Source organism: Paenibacillus sp. TC-CSREp1, from assembly GCF_050171015.1.
In the GTDB taxonomy this organism is placed as follows: Bacteria; Bacillota; Bacilli; order Paenibacillales; family Paenibacillaceae; genus Paenibacillus; species Paenibacillus silvae.
Genome location: NZ_JBNOKM010000035.1, coordinates 1 through 19,983 on the forward strand (window position 1 = coordinate 1; position 19,983 = coordinate 19,983).

General features: G+C 45.6%; 21 protein-coding genes. 15 read left to right on the forward strand and 6 right to left on the reverse strand.

The features are described from left to right. Positions 1-219: 219 nt before the first annotated feature. Both ACQSGY_RS29465 and ACQSGY_RS29470 read right to left on the reverse strand, forming a co-directional pair. Positions 220-441, reverse strand: coding sequence for a hypothetical protein (locus tag ACQSGY_RS29465; protein WP_427182142.1), 222 nt, complete (start codon positions 439-441; stop codon positions 220-222). A gap of 395 nt (positions 442-836) precedes the next feature. Then, positions 837-2,207: an MFS transporter gene (locus tag ACQSGY_RS29470; RefSeq protein ID WP_427182143.1), complete on the reverse strand. Its 1,371-nt coding sequence runs from the start codon at positions 2,205-2,207 to the stop codon at positions 837-839. A 205-nt stretch (positions 2,208-2,412) separates the two neighbouring features. On the opposite strand from ACQSGY_RS29470, the gene ACQSGY_RS29475 reads away from it, so the two are divergent. The 6 genes from ACQSGY_RS29475 (at position 2,413) to ACQSGY_RS29500 (ending at position 6,673) form a co-directional block, all read left to right on the forward strand. After that, the gene (locus ACQSGY_RS29475) at positions 2,413-2,739 is read left to right on the forward strand and encodes an ArsR/SmtB family transcription factor (RefSeq protein WP_427182145.1); all 327 of its coding nucleotides are present in this window, start codon (positions 2,413-2,415) and stop codon (positions 2,737-2,739) included. Positions 2,740-2,894: 155 nt separating this feature from the next. Beyond that, the gene (locus ACQSGY_RS29480) at positions 2,895-3,089 is read left to right on the forward strand and encodes a hypothetical protein (RefSeq protein ID WP_145406629.1); all 195 of its coding nucleotides are present in this window, start codon (positions 2,895-2,897) and stop codon (positions 3,087-3,089) included. A 139-nt stretch (positions 3,090-3,228) separates the two neighbouring features. Further along, positions 3,229-4,143, forward strand: a complete 915-nt coding sequence (locus ACQSGY_RS29485) for a helix-turn-helix transcriptional regulator (RefSeq protein WP_427182192.1) — start codon at positions 3,229-3,231, stop codon at positions 4,141-4,143. Beyond that, positions 4,133-5,134 (forward strand): hypothetical protein, encoded by a 1,002-nt coding sequence (locus ACQSGY_RS29490; RefSeq protein ID WP_427182147.1) that lies wholly within the window; start codon positions 4,133-4,135, stop codon positions 5,132-5,134. The genes ACQSGY_RS29485 and ACQSGY_RS29490 overlap by 11 nt, the downstream gene beginning before the upstream one ends. Before the next feature lie 85 nt (positions 5,135-5,219). Next, a complete protein-coding gene (locus ACQSGY_RS29495; protein WP_427182148.1) occupies positions 5,220-6,236 on the forward strand; it encodes a hypothetical protein in 1,017 nt (338 codons plus the stop codon). Positions 6,237-6,481: 245 nt separating this feature from the next. Then, positions 6,482-6,673: a Spo0E family sporulation regulatory protein-aspartic acid phosphatase gene (locus ACQSGY_RS29500; protein WP_427182150.1), complete on the forward strand. Its 192-nt coding sequence runs from the start codon at positions 6,482-6,484 to the stop codon at positions 6,671-6,673. Here ACQSGY_RS29500 and ACQSGY_RS29505 read toward each other — a convergent pair. After that, positions 6,645-6,926 (reverse strand): hypothetical protein, encoded by a 282-nt coding sequence (locus ACQSGY_RS29505; protein ID WP_427182152.1) that lies wholly within the window; start codon positions 6,924-6,926, stop codon positions 6,645-6,647. The genes ACQSGY_RS29500 and ACQSGY_RS29505 overlap by 29 nt on opposite strands. Positions 6,927-7,403: 477 nt before the next feature. Between ACQSGY_RS29505 and ACQSGY_RS29510 the strand changes: the two genes are divergently transcribed. The 4 genes from ACQSGY_RS29510 (at position 7,404) to ACQSGY_RS29525 (ending at position 13,045) form a co-directional block, all read left to right on the forward strand. Continuing rightward, a complete protein-coding gene (locus tag ACQSGY_RS29510) occupies positions 7,404-9,083 on the forward strand; it encodes a DUF6138 family protein (RefSeq protein WP_427182154.1) in 1,680 nt (559 codons plus the stop codon). A gap of 67 nt (positions 9,084-9,150) precedes the next feature. Further along, positions 9,151-10,152 carry a hypothetical protein gene (locus ACQSGY_RS29515; protein ID WP_427182156.1) on the forward strand — a complete coding sequence of 334 codons (1,002 nt, stop codon included), beginning with the start codon at positions 9,151-9,153 and terminating at the stop codon, positions 10,150-10,152. Between the two features lie 48 nt (positions 10,153-10,200). After that, positions 10,201-10,923, forward strand: a complete 723-nt coding sequence (locus ACQSGY_RS29520) for a hypothetical protein (protein ID WP_427182158.1) — start codon at positions 10,201-10,203, stop codon at positions 10,921-10,923. A gap of 151 nt (positions 10,924-11,074) precedes the next feature. Then, complete coding sequence (locus ACQSGY_RS29525) at positions 11,075-13,045, forward strand: hypothetical protein (RefSeq protein WP_427182159.1); 1,971 nt, start codon at positions 11,075-11,077, stop codon at positions 13,043-13,045. A gap of 153 nt (positions 13,046-13,198) precedes the next feature. On the opposite strand, the gene ACQSGY_RS29530 is transcribed toward ACQSGY_RS29525, so the two are convergent. After that, positions 13,199-14,308, reverse strand: coding sequence for a stalk domain-containing protein (locus tag ACQSGY_RS29530; RefSeq protein ID WP_427182161.1), 1,110 nt, complete (start codon positions 14,306-14,308; stop codon positions 13,199-13,201). A gap of 211 nt (positions 14,309-14,519) precedes the next feature. Between ACQSGY_RS29530 and ACQSGY_RS29535 the strand changes: the two genes are divergently transcribed. Continuing rightward, positions 14,520-15,392 carry a phosphotransferase gene (locus ACQSGY_RS29535; RefSeq protein WP_427182163.1) on the forward strand — a complete coding sequence of 291 codons (873 nt, stop codon included), beginning with the start codon at positions 14,520-14,522 and terminating at the stop codon, positions 15,390-15,392. Between the two features lie 17 nt (positions 15,393-15,409). On the opposite strand, the gene ACQSGY_RS29540 is transcribed toward ACQSGY_RS29535, so the two are convergent. Continuing rightward, complete coding sequence (locus ACQSGY_RS29540) at positions 15,410-15,616, reverse strand: hypothetical protein (protein ID WP_111272710.1); 207 nt, start codon at positions 15,614-15,616, stop codon at positions 15,410-15,412. A 407-nt stretch (positions 15,617-16,023) separates the two neighbouring features. On the opposite strand from ACQSGY_RS29540, the gene ACQSGY_RS29545 reads away from it, so the two are divergent. Beyond that, the gene (locus tag ACQSGY_RS29545) at positions 16,024-17,655 is read left to right on the forward strand and encodes a copper amine oxidase N-terminal domain-containing protein (protein WP_427182194.1); all 1,632 of its coding nucleotides are present in this window, start codon (positions 16,024-16,026) and stop codon (positions 17,653-17,655) included. Between the two features lie 94 nt (positions 17,656-17,749). Here ACQSGY_RS29545 and ACQSGY_RS29550 read toward each other — a convergent pair whose 3' ends face one another. Then, the gene (locus ACQSGY_RS29550; protein ID WP_427182164.1) at positions 17,750-18,409 is read right to left on the reverse strand and encodes a nitroreductase family protein; all 660 of its coding nucleotides are present in this window, start codon (positions 18,407-18,409) and stop codon (positions 17,750-17,752) included. Between the two features lie 94 nt (positions 18,410-18,503). Here ACQSGY_RS29550 and ACQSGY_RS29555 point away from each other — a divergent pair, with 94 nt between their 5' ends. The 3 genes from ACQSGY_RS29555 (at position 18,504) to ACQSGY_RS29565 (ending at position 19,942) form a co-directional block, all read left to right on the forward strand. Further along, positions 18,504-18,854: a winged helix-turn-helix transcriptional regulator gene (locus tag ACQSGY_RS29555; RefSeq protein ID WP_427182166.1), complete on the forward strand. Its 351-nt coding sequence runs from the start codon at positions 18,504-18,506 to the stop codon at positions 18,852-18,854. Positions 18,855-18,979: 125 nt separating this feature from the next. After that, positions 18,980-19,432: a disulfide oxidoreductase gene (locus tag ACQSGY_RS29560; RefSeq protein WP_111272713.1), complete on the forward strand. Its 453-nt coding sequence runs from the start codon at positions 18,980-18,982 to the stop codon at positions 19,430-19,432. Between the two features lie 60 nt (positions 19,433-19,492). Further along, positions 19,493-19,942 (forward strand): FixH family protein, encoded by a 450-nt coding sequence (locus ACQSGY_RS29565; protein WP_427182196.1) that lies wholly within the window; start codon positions 19,493-19,495, stop codon positions 19,940-19,942. The last annotated feature ends 41 nt before the right edge of the window (positions 19,943-19,983 follow it).

Below are 19,983 nucleotides of genomic sequence, written 5' to 3' on the forward strand. Positions count from 1 at the left end.
TTTTTATGGTTTGAAAGTCTAAATTCACTTTTTTTTGCTGATTATTCATGTCAGGTTTAACGCATGACTAGTGTTCCAGGAGACGTTATTTCGCGAAATAACGCCAATTTTGCCCCGCAGCGGCCTGTTTCTGACGAAATAGCGCTTCTGGGAATCGTTAGAGTTAGAATTCGCTGAAAATGAGTCTAATAAGGCTTCTCCTGATCGTTAGCGCCGAAGTTAAAGTGTGTCTGCCGCATTCACTGCGAAATCTGACGCTGCGTCTGACACCACATATAACCCCACGTTTAACAACACGTCCGACGCTACGTCCACTGTTGTGTTCGGCGCCACATTTGGTGCTACGCCACGCACCACGATTGACATCACGTCTGACGATACGTCCAACGCCGCATTCCGCACAAGTCTGGCCCTATGTTCACCGTCCTCGTCCCACATCATCTCGAACACCCGTCAGGCATTACATTCGACATCGTATTCGCCACCAGTCTTCGCCCGATCTGGTGCAAGGGGTACGCACAAGCAGGGTATGCGTCCAATTTTTCCTTTCCATAAGTTGGTTAAGGGCCGCGCCGTCTACGTGCAACGTTACCAAGGAACACTTTCTTTTTGCGTTACAAAAATGAGAACAGTGCTGTTCCAGTCATCTTCATGACTGATAGTACAGCCGTTTTTGTTATGTTAGAACACGCCATCAGCTCTATCAGAATGTAAAAAGAAAAAACCAGAAATTCTGTCTGAAGACAGCTTCTGGTTCGAATGAGGCAAGAGAAAGTCATCGCCCCTCAACGTCATGTAGCAAAGCAACGCACGCTTGGAGCTGCACGCCTTAACTTTTACCGGGCTACTTGTTGTTTCTGTGACTGCATTCTCAGATAGATTTGCGAAAAGATAACCGATGCGAGACCAACCGCAGTCATACCCCAGAAAATAAAGCTATACGCCGAAGATAGCTGCATGTTCTGCATCGCGGTCAAGGCAACCCCGGTTACGGCTACGCTGAAAGCGCCGCTGAAAAATTGACTAAGCTGGAACAGTCCCATACCTGCGCCCACCTGATCCATGGACAGATTGCCTGACAATTCGTTGGATACACTGGTCGTCAAGGAAGAGAAACCAACGCTGAGCAGCATATATACAACCATGATCGCATAAATGCTTTGGTCTGCAAATAGAGCAAACAGTCCGGCAGCAGCCAAGAGCAGCCAAGGGGCAAATTTCAGCAGCAACGTATTGCCATGGCGGTCAATCATACGCCCGATGCGGTTGGACAGCAGCATCGACACGAGCGCACCTGGGAAAATCACAAGTCCCGATTGTGCGGGTGTCAGTCCGTAAAGATGCGCCAAAACCTGCGGCAGCAGGAACAATGTGGCGAAGTTATTGATGTAAGATACAATACCGAGCGAGCTGAGGACCATATATTTTTTGTCTTTGAATAACGCGGGTTGCACAAATGGATCGGCTGCACGGCGAATGCGGAACCAGAATAGCAGCAGTGCGCTTACCCCGATGATGAGTGTAACGACCTGACGCGAAGTCAGGAATAACAAAATCCCGGTTGTACCGATGGCTAGCAAAATCGCGCCAAGCAGGTCAAAGGACCCTTTTTGCGGCGTCTCTCGCGGTAACAGTTTGTAAAAAACAGGAATCAAAAATAACGCCAAACCTGTGACGATAAAAAGATCATGCCATCCTAAAAACTGAGTAATGCTGCCGCCAAGCACCGGGCCGAGTCCCAGACCCAGCGAACTGGCGGACATGATGACGGCCATGGATTTACCCCGGCGGTCATTCGGAATGTAACGAGTAATCAGCACAATCGCAAGTCCCGGAACGGAAGCTGCGCCTGCGGCCTGAACCAGACGGGCAATGAGCAGAACAATGAAGTGGTCACTGAAGAAACCCAGGACAGATGCGGTTCCAAGCAGTGTAAGCCCGGTGGTAAACAGGGTGCGTATCGGCACAAAATCGGATAAACGGGAGAACGTAATCGAGGAAATCGCAAATACGATGGAATAACCCGTAACAATCCAGGAAGAAGCGACAGAGGTCAGCTTGAAGTCAGCCGCAATTTTGGGCAGAGCCAGATTAAACATCATCGTGTTCATCACGACGAGCACAACGGTGAAACCAAGTAATGCCACAATTAATCCTTCTTGTATGCTAGTCCGTTCCATCGGAGTTGCCGTAGCCGTGTTGTTCATAAAAACCTCCTATCATGATGTGTATTTCGCAACATTTCAGAAACGGTGTGTAACATTTGCAAAATGGTGTATAATGTCAGCCCTTGTGTTTCACAACAAGGGATGCTTGCGAAATTTATAAGTTCGATTGGTATCGAACATTAGAAATATATCATGGATGTATGTTAGAATACAATGCATAGTCTTAAAAAAAGGAGACGGCCGTATGAAAATTTTACATCATCCACAAGTGGCAGATATCGAGCTTTCTTCTGTGCTTTATGCGCTCAGCGACCCAACCCGGCTGGGAATAGTGGCCGAAGCCGCCAGAAGCGGGGAGCAGCCATGCAGTCATTTTCATGCCCGTGTTGTGAAATCAACGATGTCGCACCATATTCGTACCCTACGGGAGGCGGGTGTGATTCGAGTCCGAGTACAGGGTACACAGCATTTTATTACACTGCGGTCCGAGGATCTGGAAGAGCGATTTCCGGGGCTGCTGCAGCCTCTTCTCCATGCCGCGGCGCAGACAAGCACAGAATTGGCTGAATAAATGTCCTTTCTTCTATAAAGAAGAAGGGGCATTTTTTATTTAATTGAACACTCGATAAAAAGAACTCCTGATGCGACATTCTGTGTCGTCCCAACGCCTCTATACTGATGGTGAACAAAAACACACAAACCCTATTGAAAAGAGGTTCACAATCATTGGCTAAAACGAAAAGAGGTCGCGTTCTGTGGAGTCTTCCGTCCAGAGGACGGGGAACATGTCCAATATGTAAGAGTACACGAATCAAATTGTTGTATACGCAAACGAAAACGGATGGTACGAGTCTGAAAGTGTGCAAAAAATGCTCCAAAGCGGTGCAGTCCAGAGTGGATCTGGCGGAAACAAATGTTTAGCGTTGAAAGCAGACAAACGCGTAAGGAAATTTATACGGATAACCTGTCATGGCCTGTTCTTCGGAACAGGCTATAGCCTTTTGTTATAATACAGAAATAAATGTTGGAATGATTCAGGGGGTGAAATCGCTTGAGTAGTATGCATCGGATTCATTGGTTTGATGAACAGATTCGCAGCGGGCGTTTTCCGAACAGCGGTGGTCTGGCACAACAATTCGAGATATCTCGGCGTCAGGCGCAGCGTGATATTGAATATATGATGAATACCCTCAGAGCCCCTTTGATGTATGTAGCCAAGTATCGAGGGTACTGTTACGAGGATCAGACCTTTCGTTTGCCGCATTTATATATGACGGATGAGGAGCAGGGAGTTCTCAAATATCTGGCTCATCGATATCGGCATTACGACTATGAGCATGCGGATACAGTGAAACGGGTGGCACACTTATTGGAACGTTTTACGATGGAGGAGCACCTGCCTAAAGAGCAGTATCCGGTGTTTGCAGCATCGCCTAGGCACCTTCAATGGTTTGAATTGTTGACCCATGCTATAGCCGATGCACGAAAAGTGCATATCTATTACAAGGATCACGATGGTGAGCATCGGATGACCTTCTGTCCAGTGAAGCTGACTGCCCAGTTTAATGCAGACTATGTGGTTGGTTATGAGACAGACCCGATGCAGCAGACACCCATTCGGCTGGAAAGCATCGTGCAGCTGACGCTGCTGGATGAACACTTTGAATGCAACCAGGATACATGGATTAGCAACTGGGAGGATGCATTGCCTGTGCGGAAACCGTTTGTGGCCGAGATTCGTTTCCGTGAAATGCAGCGATCGGAGCTGTGGCAAGGGTATCGAATTCGGGAGCAAAAGGGTCAGGTCTGCTTGATTGAATTTTACGATGCGGACATATTCTTGCAGCATCTGTATGCTGCGGAGTGGGAGGAATTACTCTCCCCAGAATGGCTGAGACGCAAGCTGATGAAGCGGCTAGAAGAAATGACAGAGCGACTGAGCAGGGGACAGGACGGGGGAGAACATGATGGCTGAGAAAATGCTGGAGCATCTGGTGATGAAGCGGGAATCAAAGTCATTTGTGGATAGCTTACATGCCATTTTAACGCATTCAGGTCAATTCCAAGAAGAAAAGTACATGCTTGCAGGGTACACTGGCATGGCCTTTAAATTGTCCGTACATAAGAGATTATTACCGATGTCGGTAACGGCTTACGGACAGTGGGGAGTGGCTCATCAAGGCGGAATCGATAATCTTGGCCTATTTACCATATATGATGGGGGACGCAGTCGCCATCCGACATTTGCCTATTATCAACAAGATGCTGTGAATTGGGTAAAGCGCAGCCTGGATGAAGGCAAAGGCGTCATCTACTGGATGCCCGAATTTGGTGTCATTTACGGATATGATGATGCAGATCAGGTCTTTTATGTGCAGGATGGCTGGAGCAAAGAGCCGCATATTTTGCTGTATGATAATTTCGGATTGAATTTCACAGGTTTCTGGTACTGTCAAATCTTTGGTGATCAGGTGCAGCTTACAGAGCAGGAAATGGTGCTAGAATCTTTACGACTGGCCATTGAGGATTGGGATATTCCGTACCGTTTGCTGCCTGATCAGAATATAGCTTCTGGACGGCTGGCATATGACGTTTGGATAGAGGCACTGCACTCTGGAGATTACGATGGTTCAGGAGCAGCCTACCTTCTGGATTCCTACTGCCAATCGCGTACCGAGATTCGAATGTATTTACATGATGTTCGCGGCTTATGGACTGAACTGGAGCAGGCATTGCTGTGTTATAACCGGATTGCTGAACGGATCCAGCAGATGAGAACCTTTCTGGTAAGGGAAGGAAATGGACTTGTGCTGCGGGAGGATGCCAATGAGGAACTTGCAAAGTGGCTTGGATATGCGAAATTACTCGAAGAACAGGCGGTGGATTCTTTTCGTACCATATCAGCGCAGTATGCGGATCGTAAACGATCTACGGTACCCCGCTGGGGCACACATTCCGCACGGTAGAACTGGGGATGGGGATGTACGATGAAGAAAAGGAAGGCAGAATGGATGCAGGAATGGGGCTCAAAGTATGAAAAAAATGAGGTTATTGACTGATTTAGCTGATTTAATTCAACGACTACCTCAGACCAATGCGGGAATCACGAACACGGATAGATGGCGATACGCAACAGGCACCTATGCAGATGCGTTATATCCTATTTTGTTACACAAAAAGTGGACACATCTTCCGCGTTATATAATTGCAGGCATGACAGCCAGTCTTTTTCGTTTCGTGGTCGATCGTCGTCTGACGACAGAATCCATCTCCGCATATAACTGGATGGCAGAGAACTTTGTTGCTGCCGATTTCATCGGAGTGACTGCGAGTCAGGCTGCCGGGTTATCCTTTGAACCGACGTTTCCGCTTTATCAGAAGCAGGCATTGCATGATATTAAGGCCTCGATCAACCGGGGAACCGGGGCGGTGTTATGGCACAATCAATTTGTTGTCGTTGTCGGATACGACGATGACGAGGAAATCCTGTTTTTTTGCACAGGAGATGATCCTGACGTGCTTCGTTTACCCTATTCCTTAGTCGGTCAGAATAACTCACCGTATTGGTATTTTCAAGTGTTGGAAGCTCACCAATCCATCGATATGTGGGAAGTGTGCAAGGAGTCGTTAATACAGGCTGTATACAAATGGGAAACGCACGACTATATGCTGCCATTGCAGGATTACGCTTGCGGCTTTGCCGCATACACCGCGGTTGCGGATGTGCTGCAGTCCGGAAACTATGAGAGCAATCAGGCGGCAGCGGTGCTTCGCTATTATGCTTATACAAGAGGGGACATCGCCTCATATGTCAGAGCGCTTGAACATTTATCGCCGCATATGGATCAAGTGATTGAACAATACACACAGCTTGCGGATCTCTATGTATCTATTGTTGAAGTACTGGATAATTCCGCGGCGTGGGATGAAAGTGAACCCGAAAGTATACTGCGAGTTAGTGAACTCATTCGAAGCGCAGGGGATACGGAACAAGCCGCGATTGATGCGATTAAACATGCTTTTCCCGAAACGATCAACAATCGCTTCTCGGATATCGGGCTCAGATAAGACGACGACACTTTAACATCAAATGAGCTGTACATTTAGACATGTTAGACACCAGAAAGGCGATAAGCCAATCTGGTGTCCTTTTGCATATCATTCGAGTTTCGAACTCAACAAGGACGAACGCTGCTTTTATAAAAATAATATATAAAATTTGAAATAAAGGTAATCTGAATCCTGATTCATTCCGAATATTATAATAGATGGTCTTTTTTGGATGGTGAATTCAAGGAATGAATGGGGGCAGAATGATGGTACGGAACCCGGAAACCCTTCAGGAATGTATCGAAAACGCAAGGCAGAGACTTTACCAGATGGCAAACCAGTATACGAATCTGCAGCATCCGGAAGTCATCCGTCAGTCGATGGTGCTGGATGAACTAATTAATGAATATAACGATGCCAGACGCTTCATTTCACAAAGGAACCATCATATTTAGGGTCAAGTGTACGAACGGCTGACTGAACCTCCGAAACAAGTCGTTCGCGTTCTTCGTAGAGCGGCATCTCTTCTTTGTCAAACTGAAAGTGAATCGTTCGGACATCGCCTTCAGAGAGTGTTATTTTTTGAGACTCTAAGAAAGAGAGAAATGAGTCATCAAACCTTATTCCATCTCGATCACGGTAGCAGTGCATATAGTCAATATCCTTTTCTTCAACCACTAACACACCTTGTTCTGTCAACTTCATCATTGGATCCTCCTTTACTTGCGATGTTACATTTATCCCTAGTATATATCGAAAGAAGACAACTGGAAAGAGTTGTATATTGTATGCGCTGAATAATTTATAGTATGAATGAATTTTTTTCAGAGCGAAGGCTCTCTGGTATGAATGTAATCATACGAAAGTCGGACAAGTTCAATATGAGTTTCATATTTACACCGAAACGGGGCTGTAAGCGGCCAAATTTGGTGTTTTTTTGTATTCATCCGAGGTTTTACGCCAGAAGAACAGATACGAATCCAGAATAAGATAGGGAACAACCGTGCGTAAGACTTATTGTTGCGGGTGTATTTAAGCATGTAAAATAAGAGTTGATATGTAACATTACTGCATAATTCTATCCGTTCATAGTCAGATGTAGACTTGCTTGAATATAGGAAGAACGATCGTAGTGTCTCGGCACAAAATACATACAGTACATCATACGGGAAGGCAGGAGAACAGATGACGACAAAGGTGGAGCAAGCGCTGGAAGAGATGATTGAGGCGGTTCATGAATGGTTTGATGAACAGGCAAAACGTACAGATTTGCAACAGACCTTGAAACGAACGACACTGCAGATGGGCATATTCGATGACATCTTTCTTTTATATAAGCCCGGAAGAACCGTTGTGGACAGTCTGGATATGGGATGGGACGAAGGCTCCTTTTTGACACAGAACATTCGCTTCACAGAGGAAATGGTTCGCACTGAAATTCAACCGCGGCTGGTTGAGGTGGTTCAGGAAAGAATGGCCGAATGGGTGGATACTCCGCTGATTGATTATCGCTTTATCTTTCGCGGCAAGTTCCCTGCGAGTGATGGCATGCTGAAGCTGACGCTGCTGGAATATGTCAATCAAGAAAAAAGACAGCTGCTGCTGGATCGGATTCGTACGTATACAGAGCAAAAGCTGGAAAATGGCGTTCATCCAACCAAACCTCTGGAAACACACTTTTTGGCAAGTCATCTGCTTGATCCAGTGCTGTATCCTGCTTTGGATGCGGCATGGATCATCAGACAGTATGAACGGATTCAAACTTTAAACCGGGAACGGAAGGAAGCACTCGCAGAACACCGCCATACGATCATTTATGGTTTGACATTATGGGCAGAGCGGCAGTTTCTGCCGAAGTATTTCGACGTACAGACTTCGGCATACCGCGAGAATGAATATACTTTGAAGCGAGCAGAGCAGCTGCACGGTCTGAATATAGCTCAGGATGAAGCTCGGAATTCCATCGAACTGCTGTTATATGCCGCAGTGCTGATTCTGCGTTTTGAACCCAGCTACAGCAAGCCGAGGGGACTCAAGTTTCTGGAGCTGGCGAAGCAGCTGGGAAGTGAACGAGCAGAGCGTATGTTGACAGAGGGAAGTGGTGCATATCAACCGGAAGATACCTATGTTCAGACGAAGCAGGTGGAGGGCCAGGCCAATGATGTCTTTGCCCGGATTACCATCCAGATTCGTGAAGAGAGCCCGGAGGCATATCGGCAGGCACTGGTTTTTATTATTCGTTTGCTGGAGCAGGGTTTCCCCAAAAACTATCATATCAAGCTGAAATCGAAGGTGAAACAGTATCTTCCAGTCAAAGGCCTTGCCAAATCCGATACGCATCGCTTCTTCGCGAATGCTCTAACCTACCCTGAACTGCATCCTCTTCTGGAAACTTACGCACGAGCAGCGATGCAGCAGTTTGAGTTCTATGCAGACACCGAAGGGGAGAAAAACGGCATGCCTGGCAGTTATGCTGCCTTTGGACTTGGGCTTGCGAACGAGCAATATTTTCCTTTAATTAACGACTATATGGATCAGGTGGATGACGAGCATCAGATGATTCAGGACAAGTTTATCGCTGCATTTGTTGAAAAATACGGAGTAACCGCACATTCCATGCCCGTTCTGGTCCATAGTCTGCGCCGTTCAACCGATGGCTTGAAGCTGAAGGTGCTGCCGGAGTTCGAGCACGAAGAGAAGCTGGCATTGCTGCTTGAACAGGTGCAGAAGCTGGAATCGTTTGAAGTACAGCGTGTGCTTTATCCGATCTTTGGCAAGCTGGAGAAGCTGGTCACATTGGCGCGCAAGGCGGACGGAAGACGGAAGGAATTGCTGCTGTCGTTGGCACGGTCCGCGGGCAAGTGAGCGTTCAATTTGAATTAGAGCAACTTTTACGGGCTCAGATGGAGTCACAAGGAGAGGTGGAGCTGGAATGGGAGCATTAACGAGGAACGTCTGGCAAGGACTGTCCGCGCAGGATAAGCAGGATTGGATGAGACGCATTGAGCGTATGCTTCCTGAACGAATGCAGTATGAGGGACTGGAGACGTTTGAGCGATTCGGACAGCGGACGGAGACGGGGGTGTTTACACATGAAGAGGAGCGGTTTGTATTTGTTCCGGGTGATCGGGTAACCCTTGGCTGGGCACAGTGGCAGGACGGAATGGATGAAGCAACATCTGATGATTTTCAAGAAACGGCCGACACCCAAGGGATAGAGAACGTGCAAGCCTTTCTGGCCAGCCAGATGTCACCCGTGCGAGAAGTCACCATAGGGCCGATGCTTGTAGAGTGTGAGACGATCTCGCTAGGCTGGATTGAGGTAACCGAGGAAGAAGCTTTTGCTCAGGAGCATGATGACTTCCCCGAGGCGCTGGCGCGATTCAAGCAGTCCGGGTTGAATGAATATGAACTGCATTTGCAATTTCGACTAGTCCGACATCGTGAAGGAGATATCCAAATTTTTTGGTTTAATGAAGGGATCGAGCTGGAGGACGTTGTGAAGGAAGAAACAGCGGCCGGGTTTGGTTTGCTGACCGAAGACGAGTGGGAATATATCTACGGAGGCGGTTGTCGTACGTTATTCCCTTGGGGGGACAGCTTTGATTATACGATGAGATTGAGGTATTTCGGCAAACTCAACGACCAACCTGCTGCAGCGAATTCATATGATTTGGAGCTGCCTAACTTTTTTGGTATTCAGTTTAAGGGAGACCCCTACAAGTATGAGCTTACGCTGGATGCAGAGGGTGAAGTGATGCCAAAAGGCGGGGATGGCGGCATGCTGGTTTGCGGTGGAACAGGTCCTTTGCTTGGCTTCTTGCCAGCAGCTTCTGTATTTTTTCGCGACGAGAATGTTGATGAGCTGGACTGGGAGGAATTGATGGACGCCCTGTATTATCGCCGGGTCATCCGTTTGACGGATGTGAAGTAAGGTGAAACACCAGTATGGGTAAAGGGAGAGTAGCATAAGGGGGAGTATATGACAAACAAAAATCAATCAAAACCTTCGGATGATGAGGTGAATGCTGCGAATGGTGTCACGATGTTTAAGGGTACATCGTATCCGAAGGAAACGTTTGAGCATTATCTGGTGATCTATTCATCCGATGGCATTCGGTTAAGTGCAGGAATGTTGGTTCTATTTTTCCTTAATCTATTCCTGCTAATTCCTATTTATAGTGTTCCGTATCAACCTCTTTATGTGTATCTTCTTTTGCCGCCATTAGCAGTTATGAATCTGTGGGCCATTGCTCTAACTGCCGCTCCACGAAGACTTCAATTGAATTATGTATTGTTTCGGGGAATCTTTGGTCTTGTGTGCTCAGCAGCTTTTGTGGTGGTTATACAGAAATTTGCTTACGGGATAATGGGTATGACAACGCCATGGTATGCGATAAGTTCTTTCGTGGTGTATATATTTGCTTTATTCCAGTATGTGACGCTTCGCTTACGACAATTAAAACAGCTGCCTCGGCCCAACAAAGGGAAGAAGAGCAACTCTAGGATGTCTATTATCCTGAGCATGATTTCAGGAGGGGCTTACCTGGTGGCTAACATTTCACTAGCTTTTGTTACAAAGCAGACAGTGTCTGTTGTTTTGATTTGCGTATACAACCTGCTTATCTTTGTAGTGTTTCACTTTGTTATGGACTTACATCGATACTACTGGCTTCGCCGAGTCATGAACAAACCAGAAGTGTAACGCAGAATGGCCATGTTTCATCACTAGCCGTAAGCTTGTTTTAACCAATTTAGAAAACCATAAATGGAATAAAAAGTGATGAACTTTTTAGATAAAGGAAATATACTTAACAAGTCTCAATCCAATCCATTATATAGAGAAGGAGTTAAGTATGTCCAAAGAGTACAAGGGGTTTGTAGTCAGTGTTGTTGTTATGTTTATCTTGATGTCTAACGTGAATGGATTCTCCGAGGCATCCGCTGCCTCTCTGGCTCCAAGTGCAAAGACTGGAGAACGGGTGAACTCATCTGTAGATCGGGTGCAACATAACATTCGCTTTGCGATCCGAGGCACCGAAGTTGAAGTTTCGACAGTGAAGACCAGTTTTGATACCGGAGAAATGAAAAGAAACGAGTACCATTTTACAGATCCAACCGTTCTTCCACGAATACATACGGGTTTAACGACAACCTCTCACCATTATGATCCGATCGTCAGTGATACACCAACAGGTTTAAAAGGATACATGGTTTATTACGCAACGGAAAAGAACGAGCAATACTATGTTTTGTATGAGTATGATTATAGTTCCAACACCCTTCGCAAGGTTCATGAGAGTGAAAATCGTATATATATAGAACCGCAGTTGGGTATGTTTTACACCATGTATGAGAAAAATGCAGTGAAATATCAGTATTATTCGATGGCTACGGGAAAAAAAGTATATACCCACGGGAAAATATTTAAAGAAAGAGAGATTACTGACACGAAATATGCGGTATCTCCAATACCAAAGAGTCGTAATTTCGGGGTATATTGCAATGCAACATTACAGGATTGTCATTACCTGGAGTACGGTGGAGTAAAGGGACAGAAAGCCAAGGTTAGCAATTTACAGATGATGCATGACATGAAGACAAAGCTAACATCAAAATCATTTCAGGCAAGTTCGGATGTGCAACTTAGCGTTTCACAGGGGAATGTACATGATCGGAAATCGGACTGGACTGTGATTGCAACCAAGAATGGCAAAAAAACGACACTGATTAAAGAGCGTGTTGGCTATGTGCACTCTTTTGTTTCCCCTGAAAGAAAGACATTGGTTTTGGTCACGGAGAGTGGTCTTGACAGTAAAATGGAATCATCCAAAGTACATCTCTATGATCTAAAAACACTAAAGAAAATTCGCTCCTATGACTCACCGTATAAAGCTCGTACAGAAAGTATTCAATGGGTTACCGAGGACGAGTATGTGATTGAACAATACTTCTCCAATCCAGGCGGGTATCCGCCATCCTTATATGTTATTTCCGAGAACAAACATCTCAAATTGAGATATGACACGTATCGTGATTGGAAAAATTACTGGAATTCGTTTCAGTTTTCTACGATTTTCTTTCCAATGGAGCCTGTAGCAATTAAGTCCGGTAATGGCGTATTAGAGTATAAAGGCCAGCCATCCTTCTATATGGGAGGTCAGAACTACGTTCCTTTGCAAGAATTTACGCAAGCCTTCCACATTCAATATCAGCTGAGCAAAGATCGAATTACCTTTACTCGTGGGCAACGTTCTTCCAGCATAAATAAACTTTCAAGCCAATGGGTGACCTTATACAATCAGACCTTCATTCCGTTAGGTCAATGGAATAAGGATCTGGGATTGAAAGTTTCAGAAACGAAGGGCGGGATTTATAGTAGAGAATTGATTTTGAGTGATGAAGAAAAGGGTTCTGAACTGGCTATGGCTGCTAAAGATTTACCTTTTCGTGCATATTCACGAAGGATGGAAAGTGTTGGTGATGGTTACCAGTTAGATAAGGTATACACAAGATCCGTGGAATCCTCTGCAGCAAATCGACTAAATAGTGTGGTTCTGAATTTTGACGGAACGTTAACGTACGAATCTCCTGGAGAAGAAGTGAAAGAGTTATGGTTTACCAGTCAGGACTTTAATACGGTCATTGGAACCTTGTCTGTATCTAATATTCCGGAGAAAAAGTGGGGGTTCACGACGACTAAAATTCCTATCAATCTAATACAAGATGGCATTGTGAATGTTCTTATTCCAGGTAAAAAGGGACTCTCGACTGATGTATACTCGTTGAAACTCCCAGCCCCGTTTGATAAAAACAAATTTGAATAGGCATGATCACAGGTACAGTCTCCGGACTGTGCCTTTTTCATAAACAAAATACACATACCAGGCCGGCTCTGAAGTCTGGAGAACGGAAGAGCCGATCTAGTATGTGTGTTGCTTTCATGTTTATTGTATGGTGTTACATCAAATAAGGAACGTTTATTTTATTTTTTGCACAGCTACTGCCATCTGTTCCAGCTGCGTATGCGTCAATTGGTTATTTGGCGAGCTGAACGTCACATAGCGGTCATCCAGCTTGAAGGTGAGCATGTCAGTTTTATCTGGTGTGTACCATTTGGCAGATACACCGTTAGGCAGTTTTACCGTTTTGCCATCATAGCTGAAAGAATAGTCTCTTGGAGATATCGTTACATTCATGCGATTGAATACAAAGTTTACACCATCTCCGCCTGCACCGACACTTTTGAATGCATCTCCGGCAACCATATGCTGCGGTGCATAAGCTGTCGTGAAGCCATCAAATTTGGCAAATGAGCTGCGGATATTGTCCAGCTGCTGTTTGGAGTAGTTTACATTTTCGTAGGCAGTGATGCCTTGATCGTTACCCCCATTCACTTTTTGCACAGAGACAGCCACTTGCTGCAGCTGAGCTTGGGACAGCTTATGATCTGGCGAGCTAAGAGTAACATAACGATCATCCAGCTTGAAGGTCAGCGTGCCTGTATTGCCTGGTGTATACCATTTTGCGCTGACGCCGTTGGACAGTTTTACATCTTTGCCCGTGTAGCCGTCCGAATAATCTCTTGGAGTAACATCGACCTTCATATGGTTGAAAATAAAGCTTACACCATCGCCGCCAGCGACTGCGCTTTTGAACATGTCACCTGCAATCATCTGCTGCGGAGCATACGCTGTCTCGAAGCCATCGAATTGAGCAAACGCTTTGAGAATGGCTTCCTTTTGAGCAGGGGTATACGTGATGTTTGTCAAAGCCGATGGATTGTTGTTATTTTGACCACCAATGATCACTTGTTTGGTTGCGCCATCGTACGTTACAGGTACATGCAGTGCTTCGGCAAGTGCACGAACCGGGAGATAGGTTGAATTGTTATAGGTGATAGGGGCAAGCTTTGTACCGTTTCCATCTATTGGTGCGTATGCTGCACCGTCTACGTTAAAGCTGATCCCGTGATTAAGGTAAGCGGAGATTTTCTCCAGCTGTGTTCCAGCGAATACCCCGGCTGCTCCTGTTAATGTCATACCCAGTACCATCACCGTAGCTACAGATTTCTTCATGTTTTTTTTCATCCTATATCTCTCCTTTAAGTTGGGGTTGTTTGTTGTCTTTGCTGTTCCTTATGGCTTTATATTACCCCCCGAACTTATCCAGAATAATTCTGAATTATCTCCAACTTGTAAACATGTGTAACAATTTTTGCATGATGATGGGCGGGTGCTCAAGTAACATTACAGAATAAGAAATTTGAAACGAAGGTGACGAGCAGAGGAGGGAAATAAGATGCATTATCGCGTTATTGAAGAGCTTTATGATATCGGACGAATACAGCGCCTGGTAGTGATGAAACAGGGGACAAGCTCTGATGCAAAATGCGTTGAGTCTTCAACAGGTAGATTTGTGTTGCGTAAACTTAGAAATGAGCAGCAGGCTGTAAACGAAGAGAAACTTCATCACGTTATGTCATTGCAAAACATCTCTCCAGCACTAGTGATTGCGCGGAACGGGTTGTCCTATGTTCAATTAAATGATGAAATATATAACTTGCAGTACTACGTGAAAGAAACGTTGCCATACGATCAGGCAACGATCAATTTTGTTGAATTTGGAAAAATGCTCGCTCGCTTTCACCATGCTGCTAACAAGCTTGAAATCGTTGATCAGCCGGATCGCTTTGCTTTACCTCTATTATGGTCACAAGTCTGTGGCGAGGTGAGGGGATCTACGTCATCTATTGCTTGTTCACTTGAAGAACATGTGCAGCAATGTATGAGGTATGTCGTGAGAGATGAGAGCGTTATTCACGGTGATCTGGGGATTTGGAATATGTTGTTTACGAAGCAAAAGACACTTTTTATAGATTTTGGAGAAGTGAGAAGAGGGGACCCGCATTTTGATATGGCTGGTGCGTTCACCTCGATGACACCTCCAACGGCTACAGAGGATGAGTGCTTTTTAGTATTGGAAAATGTAATGAGAGGTTATGCTGAGGCTGAAGGGCTGCTGACAAGAGAACGGCTGTATGAACAAATTCACTTGTGGATGCTGCGCGGCTGGCTGGCGTGGATCAGGGAGAGGGGAGTCACCTCCCCAATGGTGCAGTACATTGAGCAAGGCATGCAAAGAGTTGCCGTATTCAAAGAGATATTACTTTAGCATTCAGTAAATCACGATCAATTGTACAAATACATTACAAATCCGCCTATGCCCAGTACGATGGCGCCGACGTATACATATGTAAGTTTACTGAGATTTTGCCGTGTGCGGCGATCATATTCGGGGTTGCTGACACGATTGGCTTTGGAGTTCCCGATGATCAGAGTAGCAATTCCTCCAAATAAAGCGATGCCAATGATTAATGCATAAGGCAGCCAAGTCATGAGTTGACCTCCTTTTCCAGTCCGTGGAATGAGTTTGCTTCTATTGTATCTCAGGTTTACTCGCAATGTAAGCTATTATTGAGAAATATAGGAAATTATATCGCTTGAACTATATAAGTTGAACTAAAGATTTTACACAGTCCACTCCGATGACAGAATAACCTGGAGAGTAGCGGTTACCCCCGTTTTTTTGAATTCTTTTCCCCCGGATGATTATTGTTTTAAATTTTTCTTCCTGCTAAAAACATAGATATCAAGCGTTTGCGGCTTTCGTTATCGGAAGCTGCAATTTTTTTTGTCTGTGTAGTGATCCAGATTCGCGAACCCTGCGTTACACCTCATGAAGACAACAACAAGGAAAGAAAAAATACTTAAAACCAACCCAAGGAGTGAATAACACAATGAAGATGAAAATGAAAACATTCATTGCACCTGTACTTAGCTTGTCCCTGTTGATGCCGGGAATCGCGGGAGCTGCTGCACCTCAGACCTCCACTTCCATGACGATGATGAAAGCATCCGTGAACACACCTGCCGCTGACTTGAGAGCCAACCTGGATCATTTGCTGTCCGAGCACTTTGCTCTTGCGGTAACAGCTATGGCGAAAGCTTATGACGGTGCCAAGGATGCAGATGCGGCTTACAAAGCACTCGACCAGAATGCACTCGATATGCAACCTGCGATTGCTTCACTCTACGGAGAAGCGGGTGCCAAAGAATTCGAACGCATCTTCCGTGCACATAACAAATACACCGACGATCTGGTCAAAGCAACCAAGATGGGCAATCAGGCTGGCATCAAGCAAGCTCAAGATAACATCAACGGATTCGTGGATGAATTCTCCACATTCCTGAGCACAGCGACAGAAGGTAAACTACCGAAAAACGCAGCCAAACAAGCATTAAAAGTGCATGAAGACCTCGTGCAAAAAGTATTCGATGAGTACGTAGCTGGAGATTACACCGATGCATACAAGGCATATCGTGAAGGCTTCAAGGAGATGTTTGACGTAAGTAAAGCCCTCTCCACCGCAATCACAACACAAATGCCTGAGAAATTCAACAACACCAAAGCGGATACGAAAGCAGCTGATCTGAGATCTGCACTTAACCATCTGGCTTCCGAGCACTTTGCCCTTTCGGCGTTGCAAATGCAGGAGCAGTATGATGGACGCACAGCAGCATCGAATGCCCTTGTTACCGCAGAAGCTGGAAATACAGCGGATTTCAAAGCAGCCATCGCTTCCATTTACGGCAATGAAGGAGCCAATGCATTCGAGAAAATCTGGGTGACCAACCACGTTAATGCTCAAAGCGACTATGTGAAAGCTGTAAAAGATAATAATGCAACCGCGCGTGCAGCTGTGCAAAAACGGATCGATGGCTTCACAACGGAGTTTGCAACATTCCTGGATTCCGCAACAGCAGGCAACCTTCCTAAAACGGCAGCACAACAAGCGCTGACAACACATGAGAACCAGGTGCAAAAAGTACTGGATCAATACGCAGCAGGTAACTACGATGCTTCTTACACCACGAATCGTGAAGGTTTCAAAGTGATGTTTGGTGTGGGTCAAGCACTGGGCAACGCGATTGTAACCCAGTTCAATGACAAGTTCCAAGAGGCAGCACCGACAACGCCTGCACCAACGCCAGACATGACAACCGTTTGGATGAAGCTCAACAGCAAAATGCTGAAAATCAATGATAAAACAACAAACATGGACACAACGCCTGTGCTGTGGAAAAATACAACGTACATTCCGCTGCGCTTCCTGAGCGAAGGCATTGGTGCAACCGTGAAATGGGATAAAAAAGCACAGCAGGTTACCGTTATGGCTGGTAACGATACCCTCGTATTCTGGGTGAACAACACCGTCATGGAAGTGAACGGTATGAAGAAAAACGTAGGCTCCACCGTGTTTGTCAACAAAGATGGACGTACTCAGGTTCCTCTGCGTTTCATTGCTGAACTGCTTGACTGGAATGTAAAATGGTCTCCAAAGGATGGTTCCATTACGCTGACCAAAGCAATGTAAGCGGAGCAGAACCACGTTATTAACGATATTTATATTTAATAATAGCCTTATATGAAAGAGCTGCCCCGCATGGGGCAGCTCTTTTCAAGGTTAGTCAGGCAGGGATATGATTGTGATACATGATCCTCTCAACAGGATGACGTACGGTTTGATGTCCCTCTTTGATGCCTTTGCCAACCGCAATCAACATGACATCCAGATACCTGTCCGAAATATTCAACGCCGATTTGAGTTCTGCGGAATGATAACCAGACATCGTAATGGTTTGTAATCCGGCCTCCTGGGCGAGCAGCACAAATGACATCGCAGCGAGACTTACATCACGGGTAAGTTCAATCGCAAGCTCCTGCTCTGTTTTGGAGGCATAATACTGGATGGCGGCATCGGCCAGAAAATCCCGGGTTGATTCTTCATAGAAGCCGGCCTGGAAGCCTTCTTCAAGAATAGAGGTAATGTTGTTTTTGGCAAACGCCTCGTAGTCTCCCAGCATCAGGATTAAGGCAGAAGCCTCCAGAACCTGCTGCTGATTAAAGGCGATAGGCAGCAGGGTATTCCTTAATTCGGGATCATCAATCACAAGGTAACGAGTGGCTTGAATATTATTTCCGTTCGGTGATTTACTTGCCAAAGCGACAAGTGTACTCAACGTCTCCTCGTTCAAAGCGTAATCTGGATCGAAATGTCGAACGGAACGTCTTTTTTCCAATAGGGCCTGTACATGCATGGGATCATCTCCATCGTTGTTATTTAGCATCTGTTTGGATTATAGTAGACAGCAGCAGAGAAGAAAATAACGCACATTAAAGTGGCCTAGCAACCTGAAAGTATCTATTAGGAGGAGAAGCAAGTTGGTGAAATATAATACTGGAATTAATATTTTCATGGATATCGCAGGCGGGAAGTGGAAGTGCCTGATTTTGTATTTCCTGAGTCAAAACGCGGTAAGAACGAAAGAGTTCTATGAATTAATACCTGGCATTACCCAGAAGGTCCTGACAGAGCAATTGAAGCAATTGGAGAAGGATGGATTGGTTTCCAGAGAGGTGTTCAACGAAATTCCTCCCAAAGTCGAATACAGCCTGACAGAACTGGGCCAGTCCTTTGTACCCGTATTAAAAACGATGTGTGATTGGGGCAACGGGTATGCAGAGATGAATGGACATCCACGGGATCAACGTATCCAATGTGATCAAGGGTGATCCTCAAATTCCAAATATTTGATATAATTGCTGTGTAGTGACTCGTATAGAGGGCATACATAGATGGAATGCACAGATTAACGTACGATAATCCAATATGAATGAAGAAAGAGGAGGACAGAGGCATGAGTGCAGCATCCCATTCAGAGCAGCCCGCCAAAGGGGCAGAAACCCGGTTATTTATCGCCTGGGCCGTGTCTGTAATTGCAACCTTGGGAAGTCTTTATTTAAGTGAAATCAAAGGCTTTCTTCCATGTGATTTGTGCTGGTTCCAGCGCATATTTATGTATCCGTTAACGATCCTGCTCGGCATTGCGTATTTCAAGGATGACGTGGGTATTGCCAAATACGTGCTTCCGCTCAGCTTTATCGGAGGGGGTATATCCTTGTATCACGTAACGATTCAGCGCATCTTCTCGGCTACCGGCAACGCGGTGGCCTGCGGCAAGGTACCTTGTTACACCGATTATTTGAACTGGTTTGGTTTTATTACAATTCCACTGCTGGCTCTGATCGCATTTATTATCATTATTGTAATGCTGTGGGGTATTGGCAAAACATCTAAACGTTCTGCTTAAAATTTCTGTTGAAATCTTCTTCTTAAATCTGGATACGCGGAAAGGAACTGAACTGTGGTGATGAAGGGACAAGCTCGCTGGTTTACGCCTTTACTCATACTCGTGCTGATGTTTATCATGGCCGGCTGCTCCTACACGGAGCAGTCTGCTTCGGGAGAAATGCCGGAAATGATTCGGGTAAAGCTCCTGATGCCGGATCAGGTGAAGGTAAATGAAGAAGTTGCTTTACAGATCAAGCTGACTCAGGGAGAGAATCCTGTAGATGATGCCGATCAGGTACAGTTCCAAATATGGAACGAACAGAATGAGCCTGAAGCACCAGCTGCTGAGCAAGGTATGATGAATGCCGATGAGCTTGAAGCTCGCGGAGCGGTGAAGGCGAGCGCTATAGGTGATGGTGTGTACGAGGTGAAATATACGTTTCAGGAGCCGGGGAATTATGTTGTTCAGGCACATGTAACCTCAGGTGCAATGCATACCATGCCACGTGCGAAGGTAACCGTCGAATAATATTTATAATGATTAAATTCAATCCTTGACCTTGAAGTATA